The 11,874-nt window shown below is 68.4% G+C and carries 12 protein-coding genes and 1 pseudogene; 12 read left to right on the forward strand and 1 reads right to left on the reverse strand.

What is annotated here, in order from left to right; translation table 11 throughout:
• Positions 1–540: 540 nt before the first annotated feature.
• The 12 genes and pseudogenes from MTF69_RS39890 to tyrS all read left to right on the forward strand — a co-directional run bounded on the left by MTF69_RS39890 (position 541) and on the right by tyrS (position 11,027).
• Positions 541–1,212: a hypothetical protein gene (locus MTF69_RS39890; RefSeq protein WP_243341700.1), complete on the forward strand. Its 672-nt coding sequence runs from the start codon at positions 541–543 to the stop codon at positions 1,210–1,212.
• On the forward strand, positions 1,212–1,883 hold the full coding sequence (locus MTF69_RS39895; RefSeq protein ID WP_243341701.1) for a thymidylate kinase: 672 nt from the start codon (positions 1,212–1,214) through the stop codon (positions 1,881–1,883). The genes MTF69_RS39890 and MTF69_RS39895 overlap by 1 nt, the downstream gene beginning before the upstream one ends.
• 28 nt (positions 1,884–1,911) lie before the next feature.
• Positions 1,912–2,742 (forward strand): isocitrate lyase/phosphoenolpyruvate mutase family protein, encoded by an 831-nt coding sequence (locus MTF69_RS39900; RefSeq protein WP_243341702.1) that lies wholly within the window; start codon positions 1,912–1,914, stop codon positions 2,740–2,742.
• Positions 2,733–3,203 carry an NUDIX domain-containing protein gene (locus MTF69_RS39905; RefSeq protein WP_243341703.1) on the forward strand — a complete coding sequence of 157 codons (471 nt, stop codon included), beginning with the start codon at positions 2,733–2,735 and terminating at the stop codon, positions 3,201–3,203. The genes MTF69_RS39900 and MTF69_RS39905 overlap by 10 nt, the downstream gene beginning before the upstream one ends.
• Entirely contained in the window at positions 3,197–3,868 is a 672-nt protein-coding gene (locus MTF69_RS39910; protein WP_243341704.1) for a TylF/MycF/NovP-related O-methyltransferase, read from the forward strand. Before MTF69_RS39905 ends, MTF69_RS39910 begins: the two co-directional genes overlap by 7 nt.
• Positions 3,865–4,797, forward strand: coding sequence for a D-isomer specific 2-hydroxyacid dehydrogenase family protein (locus MTF69_RS39915; RefSeq protein ID WP_243341705.1), 933 nt, complete (start codon positions 3,865–3,867; stop codon positions 4,795–4,797). Before MTF69_RS39910 ends, MTF69_RS39915 begins: the two co-directional genes overlap by 4 nt.
• On the forward strand, positions 4,794–5,669 hold the full coding sequence (locus tag MTF69_RS39920) for a hypothetical protein (protein ID WP_243341706.1): 876 nt from the start codon (positions 4,794–4,796) through the stop codon (positions 5,667–5,669). Before MTF69_RS39915 ends, MTF69_RS39920 begins: the two co-directional genes overlap by 4 nt.
• Before the next feature lie 37 nt (positions 5,670–5,706).
• Positions 5,707–7,575, forward strand: a complete 1,869-nt coding sequence (locus MTF69_RS39925) for a radical SAM/SPASM domain-containing protein (RefSeq protein WP_243341707.1) — start codon at positions 5,707–5,709, stop codon at positions 7,573–7,575.
• 59 nt (positions 7,576–7,634) lie between these two features.
• On the forward strand, positions 7,635–8,288 hold the full coding sequence (locus MTF69_RS39930) for a 2OG-Fe(II) oxygenase (RefSeq protein ID WP_243341708.1): 654 nt from the start codon (positions 7,635–7,637) through the stop codon (positions 8,286–8,288).
• A gap of 84 nt (positions 8,289–8,372) precedes the next feature.
• Positions 8,373–8,522 carry a hypothetical protein gene (locus MTF69_RS39935; protein ID WP_243341709.1) on the forward strand — a complete coding sequence of 50 codons (150 nt, stop codon included), beginning with the start codon at positions 8,373–8,375 and terminating at the stop codon, positions 8,520–8,522.
• A gap of 60 nt (positions 8,523–8,582) precedes the next feature.
• Positions 8,583–9,506 (forward strand): HEXXH motif-containing putative peptide modification protein, encoded by a 924-nt coding sequence (locus tag MTF69_RS39940; protein ID WP_243341710.1) that lies wholly within the window; start codon positions 8,583–8,585, stop codon positions 9,504–9,506.
• 119 nt (positions 9,507–9,625) lie between these two features.
• Positions 9,626–11,027, forward strand: a pseudogene (tyrS, locus tag MTF69_RS39945) (tyrosine--tRNA ligase).
• A gap of 164 nt (positions 11,028–11,191) precedes the next feature.
• Here the strand turns inward: tyrS and MTF69_RS39950 are convergent.
• Positions 11,192–11,761: a hypothetical protein gene (locus MTF69_RS39950; protein WP_243341711.1), complete on the reverse strand. Its 570-nt coding sequence runs from the start codon at positions 11,759–11,761 to the stop codon at positions 11,192–11,194.
• Positions 11,762–11,874: the final 113 nt, after the last annotated feature.

Here is an 11,874-nt window from a genome sequence, read left to right on the forward strand (position 1 = left end):
ACCGACACCCAAACCCGTGAATTGGTGCGGAAAACGACTCACGTGGTGCCGGAACAACTCACAACCAGATCACTAGGCGGGCGACGGCTGCCTGGGACAACCCCGTGTGCTTCCGGAAGAGGCGTACCACGACACCGAAGTCCCACTCGGCTGCCGCAGTTCGTACCACGGGATCGGCCCAGAAGGCAGGGTCCAGACGTCGGATCGGGTCGCGCTGGCAGGGGGCGCAGTGCGTACCAGCGTTGGACCGGCTCAGGACCGTGCCGCACTGCGGGCATCGTCGTCTGTCGGGGCTCCCCATGACCGGCATTCTCCCGCTCAACACGACGTCATGTGACGAGACTTCCGCGATCACGCATAAACGCTCATCACCCGGCGCCGATGTCCCTGGGATCGTGAACCGTACCCAGTCGTGAGGCCCTGCTGTCGGCCTCTCGTACGACGAAGGAGACGCCCCCAGTGACACCACAGGCTGTTTCACCACCCCTAGCGGGAACACCCCCGCTATCCCTGGCCTGGCAGACCCTGGCCGACGGACTGATGACCCAGCGGCTGTACCTGCACCTCGACGAGTGGCGCTCGGGCGTCGCCGCGGGTGGCCGGCTCGCCGACATCGAGGACATCGGTCCCGCGCACCTGGCCGGCCGTCCCGGTCTGCAGCCCTCCACCGAGGCACGGGAGCTGCTGAGCTCCAGTGGCCTGGGCTACTGGTACGACCTTCCACGGCAGCACGGCGCCGAGTGCACCGGGCCCGGGAGCCCCCTTCAGGCGGAGGCGCACCGCACGGCCTGGCGTATCTCCGCTGAGGGCTCTGCCGCACCGTGGCGCGAGGCCGTGGCCGTAGCCTGCGAAGCAGCCGCCTGGTGGGTCGGCTTCTTCGCCGTCATCCGCCACCGCGGGGTCCATCACCTCACCCTTGAGCCGCACCCGAGCCCCCTGCATGCACAGGCCCTGGTGCCGGCTGTGCGCGCCGTCGCGGTGGGCATGGCCACCAGGGTCCTCGAGGCCGCGCTGCGGACGGCGGAGCCCTCTGATCTCCGGTCCGCCTATTGCCGTGCGATCGAGTTCGGAATCGAGGCTGAGCTGGAGCTTCCCGAGCTGCTTGACGAGCTTGGCGAGCTCCGGCTCGTGGACCTGGTCTCCACGAGTGCCCGGTGGCGGGGCCGGTTCACGAAGTACACGGGCGGCACCGGAGCGGGGCAGGTGGAGTAATGGGTCACCCCTTCATCGTCATCGAGGGCCTCGACGGCACCGGCAAGACGACCCTCCGCAAGGGCCTGTTCCGCCTCTGGGAGGGCCTGTACGGCATGACGCCGCTGTGCACCCTCACCACCAACTTCCTCGCGCCGGCGGCCGCGCCGGACATCATCGCGGGCAAGTACCAGCCGACCTCGGCGAACAGGGACGCCTATCTCGCCGCCATCGTGGCGGACAAGGGCGCCACCCTGGAGCGGCTCGTACTGCCGCAGCTCGCGGAACGCCCGGTCATCTCGGATCGGTGGCTCCTCAGTGAGCTCGCGTTCTTCCAGGTCAAGCACGGCATGAAGCCGGCCGAGACCTATCGGCTGCTCGCCCCGTCCGTCGCTCACGCTCCGCACCTGACCTTCGTACTCGATCTCAGCCCGATCGATTCCCTGCAACGTGCGCACGCCCGCTCAGGGGACGCTGTCCGTGCCGACTGGGATGTGGAAGACGTCCAGAGCCGGGTCCGCGAGGTCTACACGGCCGTGCTCTCCGACGCCGGCGCCTTCCCGCTGCTCGGGGAAGTGGTGCGCCTCGATGCGGCCCGGCCTCGGGCTGAGGTCCTTCTCAGCGCCTGGGACGCGCTGCGCGAACGGGGTCTCCTGCCGGTTATCAAGAGAGGTGGGGGCGAAGATGCCTGAGCAATCCGCTGATGCCCTTCGGCTGGCCATGCGTACCAGGGAGAGGGGTCGCCCTCTTCTCGCCGTCGGCGCGGTCAACGCGATCGCCGCCCGGCTGGCGGCCGAGGGCGGCTTCGACGCCCTGTGGGTGAGCGGCCTGGAGGTCTCGGCCGCGGCCGGCCTGCCGGACGCGAACGTTCTGGGTCCCCGCGATCTCGCGGATGTGGTCACGTCTGTCTCGCGGGTGACCGCGCTTCCGGTGATCGTGGACGTCGACAACGCGGGCGGCGCCGTCACGACCGCGGAACGCACGTCGGCGGACCTGCTGCGGGCGGGTGCCACGGCGGTATGCGTGGAGGACAGCAGTTATCCGAAGTGCAACAGCTTCTCCGCCCACACCTCCCAGGGTCTCGCCTCGCGCGACCTGCTCTGTCGGCAGCTGCAGACGATCCGGAAGTCGGTCGGCGACGAGCTCGTTCTGATTGCGCGTACCGAGGCACTGATCGCCGGTGCCGGACTCGAAACCGCGAGGGACCGCGCTAAGGCGTACGCGGAGGCCGGGGCCGACGCGGTCCTCATTCACTCCAAGGACACCACCGGCCAGGAGGCGTTGGCTGTCGCCCGCGCCTGGGACATCGACCTTCCGCTCGTGAGCGTGCCGACGGCCTTCCCTGGCGTCACGGCCCAGGAGCTCGGTGCGGCCGGGTACGGCCTGTGCATCTACGCCAACCAGCTCAGCCGTGCCGCGCTGGCGGGGATGCGTGGGGCGATCCGCCGCTTCAGCACCGCCGGGACGTTCACGTCGTCCCTCGGGGCTCCGCTGGCGAGCGTCGGGGATCTGTTGGCCATAGGGGAGCCGGAGGCTGTGTCATGCCTCTGACGGCACCACTGCCCCGGATCAGTGTCTCGGTGAAGGCCGCGGTGATCCGGGAAGGGGCGGTCCTGCTGCTGTCGTACGACGACCACTCGGGGTTCCACTACAACCTTCCCGGCGGCAAGGCGCGAACCGGCGAGCGCTTACGCGAGGCCGTCCGCCGCAAGGTTGCCGAGGAGACCGGGCTGGACGTCGTCGCCCGCCGTCTCCTGGGCGTCGTCGAGTACGTCCCTTCCTCTTGGAACGGGGAGTTCGGGGACGTGCAGAAGGTGCAGTTCAACTTCCTGGCCGAGTCTCTCGACCACGCCGAACCGAGGATGTCAGACCCCCCGGACCCGATCCAGGTCGGTTTCGAGTGGCTTCCGGTGGACCGGCTCCCCGAGGTGTATCTGCTGCCGAGAATCAATCAGCCCTTGCTCAGCGCCCTGCGGGGAGAGCTGGACGACCCCTTCATGGACACATGGTGATCATCGTGGATTCCCGTCTCCAGAAACTGCGCGACTGGCTGCTGCGCCAGCATTCCGGCACGGTCTGCGCGGACCGGCTCCGCGTGATCGCGGCGGAACTGGTCAGGATCACCGAGCAGAAGGTGCCCGGCGCTGTCGTGGAACTTGGCACCTACCGCGGAGCCACGGCTTTGTGGATGAGGGCGGTCCTCGACTCGCTCGGTGGCCATGACCGAACGATCTACGTCTACGACTCCTTCCAGGGGCTGCCGTCACCGGGCGTGGAGGACTCCGAGCACCTTGCGGAAGGCGAGCTTCTCTCCTCACCGGCCGAGGTCCATTCGCTCCACACGTCATGGGGAGCCCGACCCCCGGTGATCCACCCCGGCTCGTTCTACGAGTCCCTCCCGAGATCGCTTCCGGACGAGGTCGCCTTCGCCTACCTGGACGGTGACTTCTACGCCTCTACCCTCACCGGCCTGGAGAACTGCGTCCCCCGGCTCGTAACCGGCGGCGTGCTCATGGTGGACGACTACGCGGACACGGAGGTCAATCCGCGGGCGTGGGACGGCCTTCCTGGCGTGAAGCGGGCCTGCGACGCCTACTTCGGTGTCCCCTCCCCCATGACCGTGATAGTCGGTGAAGGTGATCTCGCCTTCGGCCGGTACGAGAGGAAGACGGCATGACGGCCGGTGTGCTGGTCCTCGGCGGGGCCATGGATGCCGCGAGCCTACGCACAGCCGTCAGCGAAGTCGGCCTGTTGGAGGCCGAGGAGGTGCCTTCCGCCTGTGCCTCGGATTCCGTCTCGATCCTGATCCTGCGCTCCGGAGTACGGCTCGGTGAATCCGAGCTGCGGCGGCTGCCCCGACTGCGGCACGTCGTGCGGTGTGGCTCCGGTACGGACCATATCGATCTCGAGGCACTGGCCCGCCGTGGTATCGGGCTGCACCGCAACGCCTCCGCCAGCGCGCCGGCCGTCGCTGAGTGGGCCCTCGCAGCCGCCTTGGCGCTGACCCGTCGCATGCCGCTGGGGCACAACGCTCTCCTGGCCGGCGTGCACGACAAGCACGCCTGCATGTCCGTACCGCTGGCCGACATGACCATCGGCATCTGGGGTGCCGGGCCCGTCGGGCTCGCCGTCGGCCGCGCCCTGGCGCCCCATGCCAGCAGCGTCTCGTACTCCTGGTGGCCGTCGAACCCGCTCGACGTGACGGAGCTGTCCGCCGAGGCGCTGATGGAACGGGCGGCGATCCACGTGGTCGCCCTCCCCCTGCGCGCCAGCACCAGGGAGTTCATCGGCCTGAAGTTCCTTCGTCGTACGGAGAACATCCGCCCGCACGTGATCTGCGTGGGCCGGGTTGAAACTCTGGATCTCCCGGCCTGCATGGCTGCTCTCGCCGAGGGGCGCCTTTCCGGACTCGCTGTCGACGCGATCGAGCGCGAGCACGTGGACGAGCTCCAGGGCATCACAGAGCCCATGAACCTGCTCGTCTCCCCCCATATCGGAGCACAACGATCTGACGTCCGGGCCGGGCTGGACTCCTGGGCGGTGGAGCTCGTGCGCCGCCTCGTCACCGACGAACAGCCGGCCTTCCCCGAAGGAGGGACGGGATGAGCCTGTCGGTCCATCGACGCCAGAAGATCGCTGAAGACGTCGCGGAGTCCCTCCTGGAGGCCGGGCAGGCCGAGGAGGTGTGGCTGGAGGGCGCTCTGGCATGCGGTCTCGCCCACGCGACCAGCGATGTGGATCTCCGGGTCATCGTGAGCGGCGCGTCCGAGCGCTGGGAGTCGAAGATCGTCGACGGTGTGCGGGTCGACTTCCAGGCTTCGTCTCGCAATGAGGTGGAGCGCCTCAGGGCGCTGCTAACAGCCTTCGACGTACGCCGCGATCACCTCGACACCTTCCGTCGCGTGCGGGGAGCGAGAGGCGAACTGCTGCGTCTGCGCACCGCCTTGGCCTACGACGGTGGCGCGTGGCACCCCGTCCTGACCGAGGATGAGTGCGCCGGCTACCGGCGCTGGGCCCTGGCCGACCAGGCGGAAGTCGCCGCAAGCCTCGCGGAGGACTTGGTCGGTCTGCTGCTCGACCGGCTGACCGCGCCGATCCAGGTGACCGTCCAGAAGTTCGAGCTTTGCCTGCTCGCACTGCACTGCGCCGCGTCCGGCCAGCCGGTGCTCGGTGATAAGTGGCTCCCGCTGGTCGCAACACTCTCCGAGACCTCGCTGCCTTCTCCCGCGCTCGCACCCAGCACCCGGGACTGGGCCTGGTTCCGTCCTGCCCAGCGGATTCTCACCGAGGCGCTCCTCTCCTGCTGGCCCGTCCACTGCGCACCCGGCACGCCGCCGGACCTGGGCGATCCGTTCGCCGGCTGGCTTCCCCAGCGCTACGCCGACGGCTGGTTTCTGCGCCGTGGTGACGTCCACGTGCCCGTGACGGAACCCGCGCTGCTCGGCTGGTGCGCCGCCATCGACGCCGCCGACTCCTGACCGTCCCCATCCCTCATCGTGCCCTTGGAGGCTTGCGATGCACGCCCGCACGATCGAATCGCTGTACGCATCGCTGCCCGAGACCGGGATGGACACCGCCGTGTCCGTGATCCTGAAGCTCCGGGGCGAGACGTGCGACATCGACTGCCTGTACTGCTTCGAAAAGCGCAAGGAAGCACCGGGCGGCGCCCGGATCAGCGCCGACCAGGTGGACCGGCTGGCCAAACTGTTCGGAGCCCGCCCAGTCTGCGTCGAGCTGCACGGCGGCGAACCGCTGACCGTCGGCCGGGAACGCATGGCTGAGATCCTGGACGCGCTGGCCGCCCAGCCCAACGTCAAGCAGGTTTCGCTCCAGACGAACGGCGCCCTGCTGGACGAAGGCTGGCTCGACTTGTTCGAGGCGCACTATCCCGACATCCGGTTCGGTATCTCCCTGGACGGCGATGCTCTGGGGAACTCCTGGCGGGTCGACTACGAGGGCCGTCCCACCTACCCGCAGGTCGCCAAGGCGCTGACCCTGCTCGGCAGGCGGGGCCTACGGGCGGGGGTGATCAGTGCCGTCACCCCGAACGTACTCGGGCGAGCGGACGAGGTCATCGATCACCTGGCCTCGTTCGACGCGGTCACCACGGTCAGTCTGGTGCCCTGCTTCGACGCCGCTGTCACCCGCTCCACCATGGCGGCGGGACGAAGGACGACACCCAGCAGGCAGCTGCAGAACGCTGCCATCGGCCCGGCCGGACCGGCGTGGGCGGTCACGCCACTGCAGTACGCGGACTTCGTCCTCGAAGCCACAGCCCACTGGGCCACTTCGGGAGCCTTCCGCCGGTTCAAGCTCGAACCGGTCGTCTCAACCATTCGCCGGCTCAAGGGAGGCCAGACGGCGTCCTGCCACTTCTCCGACCTGAAATGCGACCACGTCTTCACGGCCTACCCGGACGGCCGGCTCGGCACCTGCGACGAACTGCCCTGGCCTGAGGCGAAGCTGGCCCAGCTCGCGGACATCGGCTCCGAGGCCGAGGTCGCAGCAGCGCAGGCTCGCCTTCCTCTCCTCCAGGAGTCTCGGTCCCTCGTCGCGAAGTGCGTGAGCTGCACGTACCGCACGACGTGTGGGGCCGGCTGTCTCGCGGTCCGTCGGCGCTTCGCTCAGGCTGATGCGGACGACGAGTACTGCGCGCACCGCATGCGCCTGATCGACGGCGTCGCGGCCCTGCTCGCCCAACCCGACCACCCAGAAGGCGTTCTCTGCCGACACTGGCGCTGGCGCCCGCGGCACCCGAACGCGATGCACCACGTGTCTGCCTTCCTCACCCGCTGGGACGACCCGGTCGCCCCGCGTACGCCCGCACGCCTGAGCACCAGCCCGTACGGCAACATCAACACCGTCGGCTTGCCAGGAATCCACGAGGCCGACGACCTCGATCCCAATCACCCCCAGTGGCAGGAAGGCATCGAGCCCCGGGTCCGTCCCATCGTCGAAGCCCTCACCAGCGGCTGGGGCGCAATCACCTACGACAGCTGCGGCGGCCACTCCTACACCGGACTGCCGGACGCCGAGCCCCGCCTCCTGAATGTCGGCCTCCTGCCCCGCGACAGGGAGGAGTACGCGGAACTCGCGTCCAGGCTCTGCCGCATCACGGCGCGAGCGACAGCCGTCCTCCCCGGCTCCTCAGTACTCGAACTCCACCGCGGCCACCTCACCTGCCAGACCACAGGGACCACATACTCCGTCCTCGACCTGCAGCTCGCGCCCGCCCCAGGAAGCAATCACCACCAGTACTACCTGGAACTCGACGAGGCGGCCAGCCGCCTCGGTGACGTGCTGACAGCACCTGGACCCGGCAGCGCCGAGGTCAGGTGCGCGTGCGCTGGAACGAGCATGCCCGAAGGGATGGCCAGACCTTGATCCACATCGCCGAGACGCTTGGAGTCCACAGCTTCGAGGGTTTCCTCACCCCAGCCGCTATGAACGATCTGCTACAGATCATGGACCGAACCCTCGCGGACCGCGGCCGGCAGCACTTCGACGCCGAACGCCGCTCATCTATCCACGAAATCCCCGGTCACACTGCGGCCGAAGCCCAGGCCGTGTACGAACCGGCCGGCCGCGTCGAAGTGACCAGCATCCCGGGCGAAGCCGCCGCCCTGCTGGACCATGGGCTCGCCGCGGTGTTCCCGCGTATCCGCCAGGCGCTGCCCTCGGTCAGCGGGCACCGCCCGTGGATGTATCTCGAGTACGGCCCCGGCCAGCACATCACCCCGCACGCGGACGGCATCGCCCCCGACCCGCACACCCGGCCCCGGCAGATCGCCGCCGCCACGGTCACCCTCGACACGCCGCACGCCGGAGGCGCCTTCTACGTCGAGACCACCGGGAGCACGGCCCTGTGGTCCTCGACCGCGCCGACACCTGCCACGGGATACCAGTCGTCCATGCGCTTCATCCACGACGGCGCCGACAACTCCTCCCCGTGGTTTCGCATTATGCCCCGCACACGCTGGACGGCCAACCCCGCTCCGGGAACCCTCACCGCCTTCGGAAGCCAGCTCATTCACGGCACCGAACCCGTCGAGACCGGCCGCATCCGCAAGTTCCTGACGCTACTGGTCTCGGAGTGAGCCGGTGCTCCCGGCGATCAGGGCGCCACCCCGCTCTGCGCAACCAGCAGCCCCAGCAAACCCATGACGTCGAAGGAGCAGCACGTGACCGAACGGCAGAACTTCGCGGAGTTTCTCGCCTCTGTGGAGGCCGTCCGCGAGGACGACCCGATCCGCATGACCGCCCACACGTCCAACGCGGCCACCGAGGACTGGCCCCCGACCGCGGCCACCGAGCCCGAGCAGCAGTCCTGACCCAGCACCCCGGAGGCCGACAGACTCGTCGGCCTCCGGGGCCCGCCGTAAGGAGCCGACATGTACCCCGTCACCACGGAGAGCTTGTTCACCCTCGACGGACTCTCCGACCACCGCCGCCATCGCATCAACCGCATCACAGCTGTCCTCGGCGCGCCGCTGAGCCCGGACACCCGCGGCTACGCGCTCGCCCATCATCTCCTCGAAGGCGCTGAACAGGCTGCCCGAGCCGAGCACGACGGCCTCCTCACCTGGTACCGCACCGCGAGCCACGACCAGCTCGGCCACCTCGCCGAAGGTGACCACCTGATCCTCACAGCGAACCCGGAGAACCGGCTCCGATCCAGCCTCTCCGACACCGAGTACTACCTGATCACTCCCAACAGCGCGCCGGCACCGCAGGACGTCCGCAACCTCGTACGAGCGGCGCTCGCCTCGGCGACCCAGCACGGTTTCGGTCCGCTCCTCGGCGAGCACGCCCCGATCATCTGTCTTCTCGACCACCGCGGCCTGTACGACACCCTGCACAGCTGGACCCTGTCCCGCCTCCCCGGCACCGTCTACACGGACTACACCGACCACCCCGAGACCCTGGCCCGCGACCTCATCCACGAAGCCGCCCACAACTGGCTCAACGACGCCCTCGCCCTCCACGAGATCAAGCTCCCGGACGACGTCACCTACTACTCCCCCTGGCGCGCCATGCACCGCCCGGTCTACGGCTTCCTCCACGCGTGCTGGGCCTTCTCCCTGGCGTCCCTCTACTCCAAGCAGGCACTCGCCACCGCCCCCCAGCCCGCGGCTTCAGCCCTCGAGGCCTTCTTGGAGCAGCAACTGCACCATCTCGACGCCGCTCATCAGCACGTCGACGCTGCGGCGGCCAGCCTCCCCAGCACCGAACTCCGTGCACGCATCCGGGAAGCGACCGTTCGGGCTCGAGCGCTCCTGAATGGCAGCGCGCGGACGCCGAATCTCGGCGAATAGGGACTGGAAACCGCGGGCCCCATATTTGAATGCGCCAGCAGGACCGATCGCGGTAACTTCGCCCTTTCCATTCCGCGCCGATCAACCCAGCCAAAAGATCATGGGAGTGTCTCGGCATCATGAGCCGCTTGAGCGAGTCCGTCACCCGCGTCATGCAGATCCTCGAGGGATCGGACCTGGGCGCGGACTATACGGTCGCTCAGGTCCTGGACGAGACAACAGCCCGGCGCTCCCTCGACCTTTCCGACCTCTCGCCCCAGGAGCAGGCCGCCCTGGTCGAAGGGCGTGCGATCAACATGATCCCCTCGGCCGCAGCGCTCGCCGAGAAGATCACCGCGGCCCAGGCAGCCCGCCGTCCCTTCGTTGTCAAGTACGGCATCGACCCGACCTCGCCGGACGTGCACCTCGGCCACGCGGTGCCGATCATCATCGCGAGCCGGTTCCAGCGCATGGGCCACCATGTCGTCTTTATCATCGGCGACGTCACGGCGAAGATCGGTGACCCTTCCGGCCGTTCCTCGGAACGGCCCGCCCTCACCGACGGGGACATCGCCCGGAACCTCAGCACCTACCAGCAGCAGGTCACGCCGTTCATCGACTTCGAGCGGGCCGATCTCCGCTTCAACGGCGAGTGGCTGAACAAGGTGAGCCTGCCGCAGCTCGTGGAGATCCTGGCCCGCGTGCCTGTCTCCATGTCCCTACAGCGCGAGGACTTCCGAACCCGGCTCGCCGAGGGGCAGGGCCTGTCCGTCGCCGAGTTCGTCTACTCCGTCGTCATGGCCATGGACTCGGTGGCCATCACCGCAGACGTCGAGCTGGGCGGCGTGGACCAACTCCTCAACCTCCAGATGTGCCGCAAGGTCATGGCGATCTCGGACCAGAAGCCGGAAATCGTCATCACCACCCCGCTCATTGAGGGCACCGACGGCACCGGCGCCAAGATGAGCAAGAGCAAGGGCAACTACGTCGGCCTCACCGCCTCCCCGGACGACGTCTACGGCCGCATGATGTCCATCCCCGACCACCTCACCGATCCTTACCTGAAGCTGCTCACAGAGTGGACGGACGAGGAGATCGAGGTGATCACCAGGCGCCTGGCCGAGGGCACCGCGCACCCCATGGCGGTCAAGCACATCCTCGCCGGCGACGTGGTAGCCGCCCTCCACGGCCTGGGCCGCCCAGGCCGCCCGAGCTGAATTCAGCGCCCGCTTCTCCAAGCGCTCCTTCGGCGACACCCAGAACCTGCCGGTCGTTTCCCTGAAGGAACACGCCGAGACCCCTCTCGGCACCCTGCTGAGCCAGACCCTGGGATTCGCACCCAGCCTCTCGGCGGTCCGCCGCATCGCCCAGCAGAACGGCCTCCGCCTGATCAGTGAATCCAACGGCGAACAGCACACTGTCCAGCTCACAGCGCTCTCCGTGCAACAGACGCTGGCCGTGGTCCTGACTGAGGCCGGCGCAGCCGACGGCGCCGACCTCTACCTCAAGACTGGCCGCAAGATCGCCCGCATCAACGCCTGACAACGACCCCGGGTGCGCCTCACCGGCGCGGTGAGGCGCACCCGTCCAGCACCCAAATACATAGCCTGACTCTGGGGTGCGTATGGATACAGCTCGGGGCCACCGCTTCTGCCGTTTGCGCCCCGCGCTCGCGAGACATTCCCGGCCGACACCACGTCGATCGATCAGTTCTCGAACGCGGGGATCAGCTGTCCGGCGGTGGCCTCTGTCAGGAGGCTCTGCGTGCTGGGGTGCCGCTCGTAGACAGCATTGATCTCCCGGGATGCGGCCGTGTCGTCGTAGGGCAGCGCGAGCTGTCGGGCAACAGCGTCTCTGAGCGCGTCGGCCAGGCCTTCGTCCAAGTCGGCGAAACGTAGTCCCTCGACGATGCCCGTCCCCGAATCGACGAGCACCATGTATACGGGGAAGGGCTCTCCTGCTCGACCCGGCACCCCGAGAATGCGGTCACGCTGTCTGTGCGCCTCCCAGGGAGAGTCTCCCCAGCCGAGAGACTCGGGCCGGAATCCCGGCCTCGTCGGCGCTTCGAAGCGGTAGCACCACATGAGATGCCTGTCGCCGGGGACGAGGGCGAACGCTGCCGCCCCCGTGCCGAACGCGGCCCGCTCACCGGGCGTGAGACCGTCGAACGCATAGATGATCTCTACGTACGCCTCGCTGAGTACGAGATTGGCTGCGGACTTCGGCCAGTTGACCTGCTTCGGGTATGGAGCGCCTACCTCCAGTGAATACCCCATGAGCTGTCCCCTCCCCAGTCTGTAGCCCCAGACCGGCTGATCGATTCTGTTATGGTGCCGAGTCTCCGTACGACGGAGGCCCGTGGTCATCCGTGCTTCGGGCGGCGGTTGAC

The sequence above is a fragment of the Streptomyces sp. AP-93 genome (genome assembly GCF_022808175.1).
Lineage (GTDB): Bacteria > Actinomycetota > Actinomycetes > Streptomycetales > Streptomycetaceae > Streptomyces.